Here is an 18,687-nt window from a genome sequence, read left to right on the forward strand (position 1 = left end):
GATCCTTCACCAAGACCTTCCTTATGACTTCTACATCCATTCCCCAGCTCCTCGTGGCAGCTGGCTCGTCGGGCAGTGGCAAGACGACCTTCACGCTCGGCCTACTGCGTGCGCTCAAGCGTCGTGGCCTCGCCGTGCAGAGCTTCAAGTGCGGGCCCGACTATATCGACCCAAAGTTCCACCAGCTCTCCAGCGGTCGCCCCTCTATCAATCTTGACCTTTTCATGATGAGCCCCGAGCATATGCGTGCGGTCTATGCACGCCACACGCAGGAGGCTGATGCCGTCGTCCTCGAGGGGGTGATGGGGCTGTATGATGGCTATGTGCGTATGCATGGCTCGTCGGCCGAGGTCGCTAAGACCGTGGGCATCCCGACGGTACTGCTGGTCGATGCGCGCTCCTCCGCCTATTCCGTCGGGGCACTCCTCTACGGCTTCAAGCACTTCCGTCAGGATACGGAGGTCGTCGGGGTGGTCTTCAATCGCGTGGCCTCGGAGAATCACTACCGCTTCCTGCGTGAGGCTGCCGAAGATGCTGGGGTCATTCCCCTCGGCTATATCCCGAAGACAAAGCTCCTCGAAGTGCCATCACGCCACCTTGGCCTCTCACTCCGCGAGCTGCAGGAGCTGGATGCGCTCCCTGAAGATGTGGCAGCGCTCATCGAGAAGCACGTCGATGTGGATCGCCTGCTCGAGGCTTGTATGCGCCCTCGCCCCGCAGTCCCTGCGGAGGAAGCTGTGCCTACGTCCGCCCCTGGGCGCAAGATCGCCGTTGCCCGTGACGAAGCGTTCAACTTCATCTACGAGGAGAATATCCGCGCACTCGCTGCACAGGGCGAAGTATCCTTCTTTTCTCCGCTCAAGGATGAGGCACTTCCCGAGTGCGACCTCCTCTACCTGCCTGGTGGCTATCCGGAGTTTTACCTCAGCGAGCTGGCCGCGGCCGAGCGCTCGCGTAGCTCTATCGCTGCCTATGCCGCTGCTGGCGGGCGTGTCTTAGCCGAATGTGGGGGGATGATGTATCTCTGTCGTACTATCCGTGATGAGGAGGGGAAGGCCTACCCGATGTGTGGTGTGCTGGATCAAGAGGCTACGATGGAGGGGATGCGTCTGCGCTTAGGTTACCGCAAGCTCCGTCTTGGGGGACGCGAATACCGCGGGCATGAGTTCCACTACTCGTCCATCGTATCTCAGGAGGTCGGCGAAGAGACGGTCGGTGAGCAACTGACAGCGCGTGACGAAGTCGCACCGACGCTCCTCTATCACCGTGGCAATGTGCTGGCGGGCTATACCCACCTCTACTTCGCTGAGCAAGATCCCTTCGCGCTCTTCTCCTAAGCTTTCCATCCCCTTTACGGCGCCCCTTTGCTTTCTTCTCTAAGGGGAGGTGGTGCGAACCTATATTGGTCGGCGGGCGAACCAATATAGGTCAAGTATATCCACCTATATAGCTTAGCATATCGACCTATATAGCTTCACCCGCCGAACAATATAGGTCCATATCACTACCCTCTAATGGGGGGGGCATGCGACTTCCGATAGAGAGGGGAGATCCCTCGTTACTTCTACGCCAGTAGCGGCCTTAGAGCTGCTACTGGCGTTTGTGTGTCTATGGGAGCCTGTCGGGGTGGTGGGAGCTTGCTCGGAGGCTGGGCCATGCTGGGGAGACTACTTATGGAAAGTCTGTACATTTGTGGTGTACTTTTATAAATGTATAGGCAATGAGCACTGCACTTCATAAAGAATACCGCCCGCTGACGGCTGAAGAGATCAGCGTCCTGCGTGAGCACGCCAACTCCGCCGACGACTGGAGCCAGGTCTGGGTCAAGGAAGGCTTCGTCCCCCGCTACATCCTCAACACGCACTTCTCGGGCTGGGTCCGCCTGGGGCTCTTCGAGAAGACCTTTGACCTACCTGGGGGTATCTCAAAGCACTCTGGACTCTACTACACCTACCTGCACAATGTCGAGGTCGGCGACAACTGCTGCATCGAGCATGTCAATAACTATATCGCCAACTACACCATCGGCGAAGAGTCCTTCATCAGCAACGTCGATACTATCCTCGTCGACGGCGAGACGACCTTCGGCAATGGCGTCGAGGTCTCCGTCCTCAATGAGACGGGCGGGCGTGAGGTGCTGAGCTACGACCAGCTCTCAGCGCACGAAGCCTACTTCATGGCGATCTACCGCCACCGTCCTGCGCTCATCTCGGAGCTGCGCCACCTCATCTGGGGCTATATCGATGGCTTGCGCTCCGCCCACGGCACGATCGGTGCCCATGCGCATATCACGGATGTGGGGAATATCACGAATGTGAAGATCGGCCCCTACGCCAGCATCATCGGCACGCGTCGCCTCTACAACGGGAGTATCAATAGCGTGAAGGAAGCGCCTGTCAGCCTTGGCTACAGCGTCATCTGTACGGACTTCATCATCTCCTCGGGCTCAAGCGTGCAGAGTGGCACGGCGCTCTCCCGCTGCTTCATCGGGCAGGCGTGTACACTCGCTCATGGCTATTCCGCCTCGGACTCGCTCTTCTTCAGCAACTGCCACGAGGAGAATGGCGAGGCGTGTGCGATCTTCGCTGGACCCTTCACCGTGACGCACCACAAGTCTACGCTACTCATCGCCAGCCAGTTCTCCTTCATGAACGCTGGCTCGGGCTCGAATCAGAGCAACCACATGTACAAGCTCGGCCCCATCCATCAGGGCATCATGGAGCGCGGTGCGAAGACTTCGTCCGACTCCTACATCCTCTGGCCCGCGCGTATCGGTGCCTTCTCGCTCGTCATGGGGCGTCACACCACGCACCCCGACCTATCGAACCTCCCCTTCTCCTACCTCATCGAGTCGTGCGATACGACCTTCCTCATCCCTGGGGTCAACCTCAAGAGTGTGGGGACGATCCGCGATGCGCAGAAGTGGCCCCGCCGTGATGCGCGCACCGACCCGCACCGCCTTGACCAGATCAACTACAACCTCCTGAGCCCCTATACCATCCAGAAGATGCTCAACGGGCGCACCATCCTCACCGAGCTAAGGCGTGTCGCTGGCGCCACCTCCGAGATCTACTCCTACCAGAGTGCAAAGATCAAGGCCTCCTCGCTCCGTAAGGGGATCCACTACTACGAGCTGGCGATCCATAAGTTCCTCGGCAACTCGCTCATCAAGCGTCTCGAGGGTGTCGCCTGCACCTCTATCGAAGTCGTGCGCCAAGCCCTACAGCCCCGCACATCCATCGGACACGGGGATTGGGTCGACCTCTCGGGCCTCATCGCACCGAAGGCCGAGATCCTTCGCATCATCGAGGACATCGAGATGCGCCGCATCGAGGCTATCGGTGAGCTACAGCAGCGCCTTGCCGACCTGCATCTCCACTACTACGAGTACGAATGGACGTGGGCGTATGATAAGATCCAGGAGTTCTATGGTATCGACCTTACGGAGGTGACGGCAGAGCAGATCGCCGAACTCGTCGAGCGCTGGCGTAGCTCGGTCGTCGAGCTGGACCGCGAGCTCTATGCCGATGCGAAGAAGGAATTCTCCCTCTCGGCGATGACGGGCTTCGGTGCCGATGGCGATGAGCGTGTGCAGGCGCAGGACTTCGAGGAGGTCCGTGGCGACTTCGACAGCAATACCTATGTGAAGTCCATCCTCCAGCATATCGAGGAGAAGAGTGCTCTCGGCGAAGAGCTACTCGGTCGCCTCGCACCGCTGCGCTAAGGAGACGATACGACGACGCCCCGCAGAGCTTCGGCTACGGGGCGGGGAAAAGACACGGAGCGAATCATTGGGGACAATGATTCGCTCCGTGTGCTTTTTGTAGTGGGGCCTTACTTCTCGGGCTCTTTCGGGGGCGTGAAGCGGCCTTGCCAGCGCGAGCGCTGACGCTCCATCATCTTCGCCTCGGCACCGTTGGACTCGTCCGACTGCCAGAAGCGCTCCCGCCCGATGCTCTCGGGGAGGTAGGCTTGCTGTACGAAGTGTCCTGGGTAGTCGTGCGAGTAGCGGTAGCCTTCGCCGTAGCCCAGGTCCTTCATTAGCTCCGTGGGCGCATTACGCAGGTGGAGCGGTACGGGGAGGTTGCCCGTCTGCTTGACGAAGGCGAGGGCGCGGTTGATCGCCATATAGGCGCTATTGCTCTTCTCGCTACAAGCTAAGTAGATGACCGTCTCGGCCAAGGGGATGCGTCCCTCGGGCCAGCCGATGCGCTCGAGGGTCTCGGCGCAGGAGGTGGCGAGTAGGAGGGCATTGGGGTTAGCAAGGCCAATGTCTTCGGCGGCGGAGATCATCAGTCGGCGTGCGATGAACGAGGGGTCTTCGCCCCCCTCGATGAGGCGTGCGAGCCAATAGATAGCGGCGTCGGGGTCACTTCCTCGGATGCTCTTGATGAGTGCCGAGGCGATGTCGTAGTGGAGTTCACCGCCCTTATCGAAGGCCAAGGGATTCGTCTGCACGCGCTGGCTGACCAGTTCGTCGGTGACCTGAAGTGGGTCGGAGGTCGTCGATAGGGCGACCAGCTCGAGGATATTCAGCGCACGGCGTGCGTCACCACCAGCGTAGCGTAGGAGTGCAGCGGTCTCGGTGAGCTCGATGTGGCGCTGCGAGAGGAGTTCATCGGTCGTGATGGCGTGCTGCAGGAGGCCGATGATCTCCTCGCTGGAGAGGGGACTCAGCGTGTAGACCTGACAGCGGGAGAGGAGCGGACGGATGACCTCGAAACTGGGGTTCTCCGTCGTGGCGCCGATGAGCGTGACGATACCTTGCTCCACAGCCGCCAGGAGGGAGTCCTGCTGGCTCTTGCTGAAGCGATGGATTTCATCGATGAAGAGGATGGGGCGTACCGACGAGCCGAAGATCCCGCTCTGCTCACTCTGGATGCGCTCCAGCACCTCACGCACATCCTTGACGCCCGAGTGGACGGCACTTAGCGAGTAGAAGGCGGTGTCGAGGCTGCGGGCGATGATCTCCGAGAGTGTCGTCTTGCCCACTCCTGGAGGGCCCCAGAAGATCAGCGACGGGAGGCGCTGCTGCTCGATCATAGGGCGTAAGATACCCTGCGGCCCGACGAGGTGGGACTGGCCGAAGTAGTGCTCGAGGCTCGTCGGGCGCATGCGCTCGGCCAGCGGCTTGAGGGTGGTCATAGGCGGGAGTGGGCTGGTAGGCGGGGGTTATTGAGGGAGGTCGCTGTAGCGTCGGCGTCCACGGAGGTAGTACTGCACCAGGAGGCTGTAGGGCTTCATCAGGCTGGTGGGGAGGGGACGGACGGTCTTAGCGATATTCTCCTTGCGCACCTCTTCGTAGCGCTGGCGCTTGATCATAAAGCAGCGCCAGCCCTCGAGGACGGCGTAGCAGTGACGGGGCTTGAGCTGAAGGAGGTAGACAAGGGCAGCGAAGACGTCGAGAAGGAAGCGGCAGAGCAGCACGCGGTGCAGGCGGGGTGCGGGGAGGTTCTTGTAGATCATCAGGAGGTTGTTCCTGAAGTTGAGGAAGACCTTCCTTGGGCTCTCTGCCGAGAGGCTGGCACCACCGACGTGGTAGACGACCGAGGTGGGGGCGAAGGCAATGCGATGCCCGCGGGCATTGAGTCGCCAGCACAGGTCGATCTCCTCCTGATGGGCGAAGAAGACCGTATCCAGCCCGCCGACCTCGAGATAGACGTCACGGCGGATGATGAGGCAGGCGCCCGATGCCCAGAAGAGATCCGTGGGGGTAGCGTACTGCCCGTGGTCCTCCTCGAGCGTGCCGAAGAGACGGCCACGGCAGAAGGGATAGCCCAGTGAGTCGATGAAGCCACCAGCGGCACCGGCGTACTCGAAGCTCTTCGGGTCACGCTGTGCACGGATGGTCGGCTGGACAGCTGCGATCGTGGGGTCGGAGGCGAGGAGGCGGAGGGGCTCATCGAGCCAGCCTCGGCTGAGCTCGACGTCGCTATTCAGGAGGACGACGGTCTTGTAGTCCAGCTCGGCGATGGCCTTGTTGTAGCCCGCTGCGAAGCCGTGGTTCTCGGTGAAGAGGTGGAGGCGCACCTCGGGATAGTGCTCGCGGACGAAGGCCACGGAGTCGTCCGTCGAGCCATTGTCTACGATGATGAGGTCTGCGCCTGCGGGGGTGTGTTGCACCCAAGAGGGGAGGAACGTCTCCAGGAGGCTACGGCCATTCCAGTTAAGGACGAGGACGGCCACCTCGGCGTGTGTGGTAGGATGCATAGCGTGTAGTATAGTTAGTTGTCTTGCTCAGAGTCAAGGAGTGCTTGGAGTCGGGCACTGCGCACGGCCTCGGGGTAGTTCTCGAGGGGGCGCTTCCAGCGCTTATGCGACCAGAGCCAGGCTGCAGGGTCGCGCTGGATATTTGCCTCCAGCATGCGGGCATAGCGCTCGGTGACGGTATAGATGGGCAGGTCGCCCTCCGCAGGGTCGTAGATAGGCACATAGTGCCCTACGAACTGGATGGGGCTCCTTCGCTCAATGTCGAAGTAGAAGATAGGTAGGCGGTACTTCTTCCCGAGGCGCTCGATGCCGTCGAGGATCGCTGTCGGCTGGTGGAGGAAGTCGGTGAAGTAGGTGGCGTGACCGATGCCCGGGGCTTGGTCCGTGATCATCGCGACGAACCAGTGACGGCCGTCCTTGGCACGTACATACTCGACGATGTGGCGTGCGATCTTGTCCTTGGCGACGAGGCGTGCGCCGAAGCGCTGGCGTTGCTCAGCGAAGAGGCGGTCAAGGGGCTTGCTCTTCAGCGGTCGGTAGACCTGATCCATGCTGTAGCCGATGGTGGTGAGCTGGATCTGCCCTGTGGAGAAGAGCTCCCAGTTGCCGTAGTGCCCGAGGGCGACGAGCACGCAGTCATACTCCTTCGCTGCCTCCACGAGGGGGGAGAGGTCGGGCATGATGAAGTGCTCCGTGGTGAGGCGCTCGGGGCTCTGGTGCAGGAGCTTCGGCGTGGAGAGGAAGTTGTAGGCGAACTGCAGGTAGAAGTCCCGCTCGATCTGTCGCAGCTCCTCTGTTGTCTTCTCGGGGAAGCTACGGAAGAGATTGCCTCGCACGACGGCACGGCGATAGCCCACGACGCGCCCGATGAGGAAGGCGGTCGCATGGCACAGCGCGTGGATGACCGCCCACGGCAGGCGTGCCAAGAGGCCGAAGAGGCCGCGAAGGAGGTGGTAGGTCAGCTGCTCAGTCATCTCTCGTACGTGCTCAATAGACGAAGGTCCCCGACTCGTCGAGGTGCTGTGGGGTGATCCGTGTCGTCGTGCCGATAGCCGCCTCATCGTAGGGCTGCGCCACACGGATATAGTTCTCACTGTGGCCCATCATACGGCCGTCATAGTTGCCGTGCTCCCAGATGACCGTCAGCTCACGACCGAGGTTGGCACGGTAGAAGGTCTGCAGACGCTCCTCGGAGAGGTGGGCCAGACGCTGGCTACGCTTGTGCTTGTCGCGGGGCGTGACGGCATGCTCGATGGAGAGGGCTGCCGTGCCTTCGCGCTCCGAATAGCTGAAGACGTGGAGCTGGGAGAAGGGTAGACCCTCGAGGAACTGATAGCACTCCTCGAAGTAGCGCTCCTCTTCGCCACGTGTGCCGACGATGACGTCCACGCCGATGAAGGCATGGGGCATCAGCTCACGGATCAGCTCCACACGGGAGCGGAAGAGTGCTGTGTCGTAGCGGCGCTTCATCAGGCGGAGGACTTCGTCACTGCCGCTCTGTAGGGGGATGTGGAAGTGGGGGGCGATGCGCCGTGAGGTGGCCGAGTAGCGGATGATCTCTTCGCTGAGGAGGTTGGGCTCGATGGAGCCGATGCGGAAGCGCTCGATACCCTCGACTTCATCCAGTGCCTTGACGAGCGAGAAGAAGTCTTCGCCTGGATGGCCCTTGCCGAAGTCCCCGATATTGACGCCCGTCAGCACGATCTCGCGAGCACCTTCGCAGGCGATGCGCTCGGCTTCGGCGACGATCTCGGCGATCGAGCCGCTACGGCTTCGTCCTCGGGCCTTGGGGATGGTGCAGTAGGTGCAGTGGTAGTCACAGCCGTCCTGTACCTTGAGGAAGTGGCGCGTGCGCTCGTCGGAGGACGAGCTGAGGCGGAAGGTGCGTATGTCCTTCGTGCGCCCTCTTACGATGCTGGCACCCGCATCACGTGGGCGCTCCAGATCGAGGTAGTCGGCGATGTCGAGCTTCTTCTCCGATCCGATGACCAGATGGACGCCCTCGATGTCTGCGATCTCCTCGGGGCTGAGCTGGGCATAGCAGCCCGTCACGACGACGAAGGAGCCAGGATGCTCGCGGGCAGCCTTGCGGATCATCGTGCGGCACTTCTTGTCCGCCAGCTCCGTCACCGAGCAGGTGTTGATGACGCAGATGTCGGCTACCTCTCTCGGACGCACGCTCCGCACCCCTTGGGCAAGCAACGAGCGCCCGATGGTCGACGTCTCGGCGAAGTTGAGCTTACAGCCGAGGGTGTAGTAGGCGGCTTTCTTGTCTTCGAAGACAGAGGTGTCGGTCATCGCTTGGGTCGGAAGAGAAGGCGGAGATAAGGGTTAGTGGAGAGCATCAGCGAGACCCCCAGCCCCGTATAGAAGCCTGTGACGAAGGAGTGGGGCACGAGGTCAAGGGCGCGCAGGGTGATGCCGAGGGTGATCATGCCCGCCATGATGATCCACGAGGAGGGCGTGAAGCACTGGTACCAGCGCAGGGTACCTTCGGCTCGCTGTCCAAGGGAGGTAAGATTACGCTTCACGACACGGGGGAAGATGAAGCCGGCGAAGAAAGCCAAGCTCCCGATGAGCCAGAGGATGCTCACGAGGATATTCGTCTCGCTGGGCCAGTTCACCAGGCCAATGCGCAGGACATTGACCCCAGCGATGAGCCAGAGTAGGGCAGCGAGCCCATAGAGCTGACGATGAGTCATCAGAGGTGGGTGACTGAAGGGTGTGGGGTTAAGCTTCGTCGGTCCACTCGATATCGAAGGACTGAAGCTGGAGGTCTTCGTCGTGAAGCCCCTCGGTCGTGGCCTCTGTGTGGTGAGCGTGCGTGGTTCCTGCCTCGGCGGCAGTGGGCTCATCGCCTGCGAGGGCGGTGTCGGAGACCTCGAGGATGGTCTGGCGCAGGGCCTCTGAGACCTTCGCAAAGTCCTCTTCGTAGATGAAGATACGGTGACGCTCGAGCTTACCTTCGCTCTCCTTGAGCTTGGTCTCTGAGAGCACGATGTACTTATTGCCCTTGCTGTCGAGCTTAGCGTCTATGTAATAGTATCTGGTCCCGGCCTTGAGCTTACGTGAGGCCAAAAGGGTTGATCCTCCCCAATCTTTATCCATACTCATAAGTGATCAATTCTTTTTTATACGCTACGAAGTTACGCAAATACCTCCATTGTCCTGCGGGCGGACGGCCCCGCCCTCGTAGGGGTGTCGCTCAGCTTCTCGCCTGCTTGTAGCTCTGCTCTGCTATTCGTCCTCCCGCCCGCGCACTACGTCTATTCCTCCCGATGACTACAGGGATAATTCGCCCCGACTATGGATTTTCTCCCGCAGCACCGCTGTATTTTCTCTGTCCACGCACGTAGATTTATCGTCCACGTACCTAAACCCTATCATCTCCGCACGTAGTCCTAATATCTACGTACGTGGACGAAGAAAATCTCCTACTGCTCCGCAGTCCAATCTATATAGGTTGGTAACAAAATCTCTATGGAAAGCACTGCATATTACGGGATCTTCATTCCTGAATCAATATAGCTATCTCTCTGCCTTGGCGAAGGAAAGTGGTTTATCCCTTTATTGCAGTATATAGCTGTATTGAGCCGATGTAGCTAGATAAGTTTGCGAATGTTGAAACAACGTGGCCGTGGTATGACTACTGATTGGAGATATAGTAGGAGTTGTAAAACGGGGTGTGTCTATATTTATTGTGGGCGAATGGGCTTTCTGTTTATGAATAGTTATATCTTTGTGGGAGTTGAAAATGAAAGAATCACGCAAGGATGGAGGGATAATCAAGCTCTTCTTGAACCCACTAAAACCCACTAATTAATTAAGAGTCGGGCTGGTTTCCTTTGAATATCCCAGGCTATCATAAAGTCCCTTTTGTAATACTTCTATGGAGAGCCAAGTGTGCATTTACCTTCAAGTAAAGAGATACAATTATGAAGCTTAAGATGTATATCAGTAGAAAAATTTATAGTCTTTCAGTTATGGGGTTGCTTCTATGTGGTATAGGAGTGGCGCAGGTTTTGCCACTACGAGGCCCAGAGAATGTGGAAGAGCCCATTGTGGAGGGAGTGAGTGATAGCTCTGTGTACCGAGTTAAGGCGACAGTGTCTCTCGCGAATATCATTGAGCAGATGAATTACTGCTATATGGCTCTTACTAACATCATAAATAGTAAGTCTATGCTTCAGTATGAGTCAGAGCTGGATCAGCTAATCAATAATCTGGCGGTAGAGAACATTGCTGATCTCGATGAAATCGCAGAATTTCGAGAAGACTTGATGTCCGTGACCAGTGATCTCGCTATAAATGAAGAGGAGCGTAAGGTCTTGCGTAGACTAAATACGATTCGACGAGATAATGTCAAGTATCAAGCGATATCAAATGCGCTGTCTATGCCTATGCTTCTTGTTCCAGGAGCAGGTGGTTCTGTAGCTTCAGCGCCACAGCTCGCTTTTTATACGCTTCTTTCTGCTGCTCGTTCTGCCGTTGACTATACAGTCCAAGGTAATCAGCTGCAAGCAGAAGAAATTCAAAGCTTTTGGGAACTGAGAAAGAGAGATTTGGAGTCCTTTAAGAATTTGCGCCTTGAGGCATTTCGTTTATTGGTTCAGCTGTATAAAAAGTACAACCTTAAAGAAAGTGATCGCCTAACGGAGCGAACTGCTCTCTTGTTTTCAAACATTATCCAAGAGGGGGATGCATCTAAGCGCTTGCGCTTGCTCCTAGATAATAAGCAGACCTATGCTAACTTTATTGATTGGGATTATTATGTAGGTATGGCTTATCTGGATATTAAGCAGAATGCAGAAGCGTGCCGTTATCTCCATAGCTATATTGACAGAAGGCAGGCAACGCCTCTCTTCCGTATTGATAGTAAACTTGGAATATCTGCACTTACTCTCTTGACTTATGATGCAGGGCTATCAACGGGGGCAAAAATGGATATGCTAACGTTGGCTAAGAATAACTTGCCCGAAAATGGAGCTAGTTTGAATCAGATAGCGCTGTTGTATCGACTGCTGGGGCAGAGCAATGAAGGCTTTGATCTTTTGCGTAGGGGGCTAGATAACGAGCGTACGACAGATAAAGATTTGCTGGTGTGGACTATTGTCCAGGGGATATCTGTAGCTCGCCCAGATGCTGTGTCTCTTAAGACGATTGATAGAGCTGTCAAGTCTACTTCGGATATCAGTTTGAATAGCTATCTCAGCTATTTGGCTGCATCAAATATCGGTGGGCTACCCAAGGAATTGAGTACTCTAATCTCTTTTGATAAGTTTGCTTCACGACATTTCTGGGGCAATGGATACGTTTGGCTTGCTGGACCTAAGCTAGATTATGATAATATCTTATTGAATATTAACTCAAATAGATACCAGTTAGATGTTTCTGATATAGAGGTTTATCGGATGAGAATTGGTGGAGGGAGCGTTAAAATTCGAGAGATGGTATCCCAATATGAAGGTGCTGTGACCCGAGAAGAGTTAGAAGATGAGTTTGATTTCTTCAAGAGCTATCCTAAGGCCATCCCTGTGTTATTTCATCCGCTTCAAGATGATGTCAGTTATATCGTTCGCCGAAATATCGACTTTAATACTCTTACGCCCGGTAGTAGCCTTCACGATAAGCTGAGTGTTTATGGGGAACTATCAGAGGATGAGCTACAGGATATTAAGGAATACTGTGAGGACCATCAGAGTAAAGCTCAGGGAATCCAACTCAAGCTGAAAGATAATACCCGATGGTTTGGGTATTATCTTTGGAACTCTGTGGCATCTCCAGAGCCAATGAGATATCTGAACTATGACGTAGCAAAGCTACAGCGTGGTCGTCCTTATAGCCCAGAAGATCTGACTTTTGAGGTGAGCTTGAAATTGAATGACATGTCGAGTGACTCTATCAAGATGCCTTATAAGCCTCTAGTTCCTTATGGAGAAGAAGGTGAATTCATAGTACTTAAGTGGAAGGGTCCACAGGATTTGATACTGACATATAAGTATACAAGTAACCCCAAGAAAATGACCCTATATAGTATGCAGTTTGAGAATGTCCATAGAGATGTCTTGAACTACAAGATATATGATAGCCGAGTTCGCTTGGATAGAGTAGATATGAAAGAGACTTCGTTCTTCTCTGGGGTCGCTTCTTTCTTTGCTGGTGTCTTTGCTGGTATTGGCTCTTTCTTTGCTGCAATTTGGGGGTGGATCGCAGGCCTTTTCTCTTAGCCTATACTCAGGAAGTTACTATCCTTGTATAGCTTGTGGGTTTATTTTATAAAGCAAGATAATAGCCTCGCATTTGATGGGTAGTCGTGTCTTTCTGCAAATAGTCGCTTTGTTGTTCCTACTTATACAAAGCTTGTTTGCTCAAAGTAACCCTGTTAATGTAAGTTATCGCCAACCTCAAGATGGTAGGCGAATAGCTGATATAATAGAGTTACCCAGTTATCCTAAAGAAAAGGGTGGGGCTTTGATCTTTCACAAAGGGTATACCGTGTTTTATAGCTCTCGTTATGGTATCCCTCTATGGGTCGCTTGGGAAATTAACCCAGATCGAGTTAGGAGCGTTGAGAGACGATCTGGATATGGCTTCTTCCCTGATCCCGCTCTTCCAGATTCTTTGCAAACCAATCAGAAAGAATATAATCGCACTGGTTATGATAAGGGACATATGTGTCCAGCTAATGATAACACAGGGAGTGCTGAGCTAATGCGGGAATGCCATTATGCTTCAAATCTGGCTCCCCAGCGAAAGGAACTCAATCGCTCTGGAGGGACGTGGTTTAACGTGGAGCAGGAGTGTACAAAGTTTGTGAAGCGAGAGGGGAAGAAGTTGTATGTTATTTGTGGTCCTATCATAGAGCATTCAACATTATCAGCACGGCAAAGACTAAATGGAAGATCTGCCTATACGCCCAAGCACTTCTTTAAGGTCATGATGTATGAAGATGGAGGTGTTCGCTATGGTATGGGATTGATTTTTAACCAATGGAACCACATGGTGGCAAAGCCAATAAGGGAAGTGGAGACTATGGTTGGCTTTAATTTCTTTATGAACTTACCTGCTCGAGAACAGGATAAGTTTGAGCGTAGCGTTGGGGATAATGCTCTTTTTAGGGGGATTAAGCGTAATGCAAGAATAGAATAGGAGGTATTAATCCTATGCTTAAGTAGCTCTGCAAAGGGTACCAGTGATAGCCCAGCGCTATCGCTGGTATTTCATTATCTGGGGCTTGTGTGAAAAGTCGTTGTTGTGCGGAATCTACTCTCTTCAAACGGAGGGCTCGTCGTATCTTTGCAGTATGTGAGGGTGCATTTATCATCTTAATGATGCAAGCTGCGCCTTCAAATGATGCAAGCTGCACCTTCAAACGATGCAAGCTCAGAAGATCAAATGATGCAAGCTACCAAGCGTAAGCTCAGTGCACAGGAGACGGAGCGACTCGTTTGCTGCTTCTGCTCCGAATGGCGGACAGCTCAAGAGATAGCTGACTACCTACATCGGACAAAGGATCATGTGAGAAATGTAATCCTACCTCGCCTCCTCAAGCAAGGCGTGCTTGAGCAAAGGTTCTCTGTAAAACGGCATCCCAATCAGCAATATAGAGCGGGACGAGAAGAATAGGCTAAATTTGTAAGAGAATTAGCGGGGCATCCCACCCCGACCACACTTGTATAGACAGACCAATGACACCTCCATACCCTAAGTATCACCTGGCGGAGTTCCCCCACCAGTTCCGTGTACGCTACCCAGGCAAGACCATTATGCGCTACTACAACAAGCATAATGAGCGCTGGGAGAAGCTCAATGGCGAGCAGGTCGCTAACCTCTGCCTCTCGGCAGCCAAGGGCTTGGCTTACCTGCAGATCCAGACGGGCGACCGTATCGCGATCTATTCGCCCAACCGTGTGGGCTGCATCACTACCGAGCTGGGTATCTTCATGATGCGTGCCGTCTCGGTGCCCCTCTACGCGACGAGTACGCCCGATCAGGTGCAGTTCATCGTGGAGGATGCTGGCGTCGAGACGATGTTCGTCGGCGGTCAGTTCCAGTACAACAATGCCTATGAGGTGCAGCAGCGTGGCGGGTCTCTTCGCCGTCTGATCATCTTCGACAACGAGGTGGTGCTGGCCCCTGGGGACACGACCTCGATGTACTACGATGAGTTCGTGCGACGTGGGGACTCCGTCTCCTATGAGAACAAGGCGAACGTCACGGCAAGCCAAGCGCTGGCTACCGACCTGGCGGTCATCATCTACACCTCCGGTACGACGGGTAAGAGCAAGGGCGTGATGCTGCATCATAGCAACTTCATAGAGCAGCTCTATGCGCATCAGATCAAGTACCCCTTCATCACGAATCGCGATGTCTCGATGTGCTTCCTCCCGCTGAATCACATCCTCGAGAAGGCGTGGAGCTACCTCTGCCTCAGTATGGGCTGTCAGGTGGCTGTCCTCAGCGACCCGAAGCGTATCCTTGAGGCGCTGCCTATGGTGCGCCCCTCGATGATGGGCAATGTGCCCCGCTTCTGGGAGAAGGTATATATCGGTGTGCAGGACAAGATCAATCGCTCGCCCAAGCCCCTGCGCTATGTCCTTCGCCACGCTATCCAGGTAGGGGATCGCTACTTCTTCGACTTCGTGAACGAGGGGAAGAAGGCGCCACTCTACCTCAAGCTCCTCTACAAGGTCTACGATAAGACGCTCTTTGCGAAGGTGAAGAAGGCTATCGGTATCCAGCGTGGCCGCTTCTTCCCCACGGCAGGGGCTTCGGTCTCGCCCGAGATCCTGCGCTTCCTGCGCTCGATCAATGTACCTATGTGTGTGGGCTATGGGCTGTCGGAGACGACGGCGACGGTGTCCTCCCAGCCTATGGTGGGCTTTGACCTTGAGTCCATCGGTACGATCATGCCCGCTCTCGAGGTGAAGATCGATCCCGAGACGAGTGAGATCCTCATCAAGGGCCCGACGGTGACGACGGGCTACTACAATAATCCCGAGGCCAACGCTGAGGCGTTCACCGAAGACGGCTTCTTCCGCACGGGGGATGCTGGTCGTATGGAGAATGGTGTGCTCTACTTCACGGAGCGTATCAAGGACCTCTTTAAGACTGCCAACGGTAAGTACATCGCTCCGCAGATGCTCGAGGGCTTGCTCACGGTCGATCCGCTCTTCGAGCAGGTGGCTATCATCGCTGACGGGTATAAGTTCGTCAGTGCGCTCATCTACCCCAACTGGGAGGTGCTGCGCCGTGAGGCTGCCGAGCGTGGCGTGTCTCGTGACCTCAGCGAAGAGGAGCTCAGCAAGCAGCATGAGGTACACCGCCTCGTGATGGCGCACGTAGAGGCTGCTCTCAGCTCTGTAGCGCAGTATGAGAAGGTGAAGAAATTCCACCTGATGACGACGCCCTTCACGCTGGAGAGCGGCGAGCTGACCAATACACTCAAGCTACGCCGTAAGGTCGTCGCTGAGCACTACGCCAGCGAGATCGCCCACATGTACGAGGAGTAGCCTCGACACCCTGATACAGAATATAAATACAAGAATTAGATACAGACGATGAACTATTGGTTCGAATGCAAAGTTTCCTACGAGCGCCAGGCCGACTCGATGGGTATGAAGAAGGTTTCCGAAAGCTACCTGGTAGATGCCCTCTCCTTCACAGAGGCAGAGAAGCGTATCATTAAGGAGATTAGACCCTTCGTTTCGGTCGGTGAGCTGGAGGTGGTGAACATCCGCCGTGCGCGTATCGCTGAGCTCTTCCTCAACGATGAGGCCGAGGACGACCGCTACTTCCGTGCTAAGGTGAACTTCATCACCGTTGATGAGAAGAGTGGCTCGGAGAAGAAGACTTCCGCTACGATGATCGTCAAGTCCGATTCGCTGCCTAACGCTGTCACCGAGCTGAAGGCTCAGCTCGATAGCCAGATGGCCAGCTACGAGATCGCTGCAGTCACCGACACGCAGATCTTAGACGTCTTCCAATATGAAGCCCCTGAGAAGTGAGGATATAGCTGAGCGCCTCGATAAGATACGCTCTACGCTGACGGGTGGGGCACGGCTGGTGGCCGTGTCGAAGTTCCACCCTGCGGAGTATATCGAGATGGCGCACGCTGCAGGCCAGCGTCTCTTCGGCGAGAGCCGTGTGCAGGAGCTGGTAGAGAAGTGGGAGGGCCTCCGTGAGCGCTATCCCGACCTCGTCTGGCACTTCATCGGGCCGCTGCAGACGAACAAGGTGAAGTACATCGCTCCCTTCATCCATATGATCGAGAGCGTCACCTCTGAGCGTCTCCTTCTGGAGATATGCCGTCAGGCCCAGCGTGTGGGGCGCACCATCCCCATCCTCCTCGAGGTGCATGTAGCCCGTGAGGAGACGAAGAGTGGCTTCTCCCCCGATGAGCTACGTGAGCTCCTCGGGCGCATCGCTTCGAGCCCCGAGACGTATCGTGGCGTCGCTCTCCATGGTCTGATGGCTATGGCGAGCAATGTCGATGATGAGGCTGTCATCCGTGGTGAGTTCGCTGCGGTGCATCGTCTCTTCGACGAGATCCGCTCCTCGGGAGTGCTCCTCCAGCCCGAGCTCTTCACCGAGCTCTCTATGGGTATGAGTGGAGACTATCCGCTGGCGCTCCGTGAGGGCGCTACCCTGGTGCGTGTCGGCTCCGCTATCTTCGGAGACCGCGCATAGTATATATCGAGGTGTCTTCGCCCCGCTGCCCAGCGTGGAGAGGACTCCTACCTCAATTTAGCAATCCATCTATGACTTACTGGACGAAGATCCTGAGCCTCGCGCTCGGCCTACTCCTCCTCACGCCTGCGTCGGCTCAGACGAAGGGCAAGGAAGAGAAGAAGAAGGATAATAAGTTTAGCTACGTGCAGGCTGTCGATATCTTCGGCTCCTCACTGGCGCTCCTCGACCGCCACTTTGTCGACTCCATCGATATCAAGCGTCTGAGCCGTATCGGCTTGGACGGTATGCTCGAGAGCCTCGACCCCTATACCGAGTACTATTCGTCGGAGGATACCGACAAGCTCCGTCTCCTGACGACTGGGGCTTATGGCGGTATCGGGTCGGTCATCTCGCAGCGCCCCGATAGCACGATCATCATCAACGACCCCATGGAGGGTATGCCCGCTGCGCAGGCCGGTCTGCGTGCTGGTGACGTCATCCTCGAGGTCGATGGTCAGGACTTCCGTAAGTCGACCAGCGATAAGGTGAGTGCCGCCCTCAAGGGTACGCCAGGGAGCAAGATCGTGCTCCTCATCCAGCGTCCAGGAGAGTCGAAGCCTCGCCGTATCGAGTTCCGCCGTCAGAAGATTCAGGTCAGCCCCGTGCCTTACTATGGTGTCATCGGGAAGGATATGGGCTATATCTCCCTCACGGGCTTCCCCAATACGGCAGCCGCTGAGGTGAAGAAGGCCTTCCTTGACCTCAAGTCCAAGCACCAGCTCCGTGGGCTCATCCTTGACCTGCGCGACAATGGTGGTGGGCTCATCGACGAAGCCATCAAGATCGTCAACTTCTTCGTCCCCGCAGGCGAGGAGGTCGTGACGACGCGTGGCCGCAATGCCCGCCGTCAGGAGGTCGTCTATCGCACGACCGACAAGCCTCTCGACACGCAGATCCCCATCGCAGTGCTCATCAATGGGCAGTCAGCCTCGGCCTCCGAGATCGTGAGCGGTGCTCTGCAAGATCTCGATCGCGCTGTCGTCATGGGCGTCAAGAGCTATGGTAAGGGCCTTGTGCAGACGACGATGCAGCTCCCCTATGACGGGACGATCAAGCTCACGACGGCGAAGTACTACATCCCCAGCGGTCGCTGTATCCAGCGCATCAACTACCAGTCGCTGCGTGAGGGTAAGGGCGCTACGATCCTGCCTGACAGCCTGACGAAGGTCTTTCACACGCGAGCAGGCCGTGAGGTCCGTGATGCTGGTGGTATCCTCCCCGACATAGCTCTCACGAATGACTCGCTGCCCACGATGGTGTACTACCTGCGTGTCAATAACGATGCCTTCGACTGGATCACGGACTATGTGCGCAGCCACCGCACGATCGCTTCGCCCCGTGACTTTAAGCTCACGGATGCAGACTATGCCTCCTTCTCTAATCACATGATCGAGAAGAAGTTCGACTACGACCGCCAGAGTGGCAAGGAGCTGAAGAAGCTGGAGGACTTGGCGAAGTTCGAGGGCTATTACAACAAGAGTCGTGAGGCCTTCGAGGCGCTGAAGAAGCTCCTCGTCCCCGACCTCAAGCACGACCTCGAGGAGCATCGTCCCTTCATCGAGCAGTATCTGACGGGGGCTATCCTCACCCGCTACTATTACAATCGAGGGGCGCTGGAGCGCAGCGTCGCCGAGGACAAGATGGTGCGTGCCGCAGAGGATCTCCTCGCAGATCCCGCACGCTACACGAAGGTCCTGAGCCGCCCCGAGGCTAAGACCGCTGCTACCCCTACAGCGAAGTAGTGCG

General features: G+C 56.0%; 14 protein-coding genes. 8 read left to right on the forward strand and 6 right to left on the reverse strand.

Features of this window, described 5'->3' with window-relative positions; all coding sequences use genetic code 11:
* Positions 1 to 23: 23 nt before the first annotated feature.
* On the forward strand, positions 24 to 1,337 hold the full coding sequence (locus tag IEX77_RS05010) for a cobyrinic acid a,c-diamide synthase CobB (protein WP_188807977.1): 1,314 nt from the start codon (positions 24 to 26) through the stop codon (positions 1,335 to 1,337).
* 383 nt (positions 1,338 to 1,720) lie between these two features.
* Positions 1,721 to 3,724 (forward strand): DUF4954 family protein, encoded by a 2,004-nt coding sequence (locus IEX77_RS05015; protein ID WP_188807978.1) that lies wholly within the window; start codon positions 1,721 to 1,723, stop codon positions 3,722 to 3,724.
* A gap of 110 nt (positions 3,725 to 3,834) precedes the next feature.
* Here IEX77_RS05015 and IEX77_RS05020 read toward each other — a convergent pair whose 3' ends face one another.
* The 6 genes from IEX77_RS05020 to IEX77_RS05045 are packed head-to-tail and all read right to left on the reverse strand — an operon-like array spanning position 3,835 to position 9,318.
* Positions 3,835 to 5,145 carry a replication-associated recombination protein A gene (locus tag IEX77_RS05020; protein ID WP_188807979.1) on the reverse strand — a complete coding sequence of 437 codons (1,311 nt, stop codon included), beginning with the start codon at positions 5,143 to 5,145 and terminating at the stop codon, positions 3,835 to 3,837.
* A gap of 27 nt (positions 5,146 to 5,172) precedes the next feature.
* Complete coding sequence (locus IEX77_RS05025; protein ID WP_188807980.1) at positions 5,173 to 6,210, reverse strand: glycosyltransferase family 2 protein; 1,038 nt, start codon at positions 6,208 to 6,210, stop codon at positions 5,173 to 5,175.
* Positions 6,211 to 6,224: 14 nt separating this feature from the next.
* Positions 6,225 to 7,184, reverse strand: coding sequence for a lysophospholipid acyltransferase family protein (locus tag IEX77_RS05030; RefSeq protein WP_188807981.1), 960 nt, complete (start codon positions 7,182 to 7,184; stop codon positions 6,225 to 6,227).
* A gap of 13 nt (positions 7,185 to 7,197) precedes the next feature.
* Positions 7,198 to 8,508, reverse strand: a complete 1,311-nt coding sequence (gene mtaB / locus IEX77_RS05035) for a tRNA (N(6)-L-threonylcarbamoyladenosine(37)-C(2))-methylthiotransferase MtaB (protein WP_188807982.1) — start codon at positions 8,506 to 8,508, stop codon at positions 7,198 to 7,200.
* Entirely contained in the window at positions 8,505 to 8,912 is a 408-nt protein-coding gene (locus IEX77_RS05040; protein WP_188807983.1) for a hypothetical protein, read from the reverse strand. The genes mtaB and IEX77_RS05040 overlap by 4 nt, the downstream gene beginning before the upstream one ends.
* A gap of 28 nt (positions 8,913 to 8,940) precedes the next feature.
* The gene (locus IEX77_RS05045; RefSeq protein WP_229770800.1) at positions 8,941 to 9,318 is read right to left on the reverse strand and encodes a DUF3276 family protein; all 378 of its coding nucleotides are present in this window, start codon (positions 9,316 to 9,318) and stop codon (positions 8,941 to 8,943) included.
* Positions 9,319 to 10,145: 827 nt separating this feature from the next.
* Here IEX77_RS05045 and IEX77_RS05050 point away from each other — a divergent pair.
* The 6 genes from IEX77_RS05050 (at position 10,146) to IEX77_RS05075 (ending at position 18,683) form a co-directional block, all read left to right on the forward strand.
* Positions 10,146 to 12,437 (forward strand): hypothetical protein, encoded by a 2,292-nt coding sequence (locus tag IEX77_RS05050; protein ID WP_188807984.1) that lies wholly within the window; start codon positions 10,146 to 10,148, stop codon positions 12,435 to 12,437.
* A 76-nt stretch (positions 12,438 to 12,513) separates the two neighbouring features.
* Entirely contained in the window at positions 12,514 to 13,359 is an 846-nt protein-coding gene (locus IEX77_RS05055) for a DNA/RNA non-specific endonuclease (protein WP_188807985.1), read from the forward strand.
* A gap of 539 nt (positions 13,360 to 13,898) precedes the next feature.
* The gene (locus tag IEX77_RS05060; RefSeq protein ID WP_188807986.1) at positions 13,899 to 15,722 is read left to right on the forward strand and encodes an AMP-dependent synthetase/ligase; all 1,824 of its coding nucleotides are present in this window, start codon (positions 13,899 to 13,901) and stop codon (positions 15,720 to 15,722) included.
* A 48-nt stretch (positions 15,723 to 15,770) separates the two neighbouring features.
* Entirely contained in the window at positions 15,771 to 16,217 is a 447-nt protein-coding gene (locus IEX77_RS05065) for a DUF4494 domain-containing protein (protein WP_188807987.1), read from the forward strand.
* Positions 16,198 to 16,899: a YggS family pyridoxal phosphate-dependent enzyme gene (locus IEX77_RS05070; RefSeq protein ID WP_188807988.1), complete on the forward strand. Its 702-nt coding sequence runs from the start codon at positions 16,198 to 16,200 to the stop codon at positions 16,897 to 16,899. The genes IEX77_RS05065 and IEX77_RS05070 overlap by 20 nt, the downstream gene beginning before the upstream one ends.
* 71 nt (positions 16,900 to 16,970) lie before the next feature.
* Positions 16,971 to 18,683 (forward strand): S41 family peptidase, encoded by a 1,713-nt coding sequence (locus tag IEX77_RS05075; protein WP_009433241.1) that lies wholly within the window; start codon positions 16,971 to 16,973, stop codon positions 18,681 to 18,683.
* The last annotated feature ends 4 nt before the right edge of the window (positions 18,684 to 18,687 follow it).

Source organism: Porphyromonas pasteri (genome assembly GCF_014647755.1).
Classification (GTDB): Bacteria; Bacteroidota; Bacteroidia; order Bacteroidales; family Porphyromonadaceae; genus Porphyromonas; species Porphyromonas pasteri.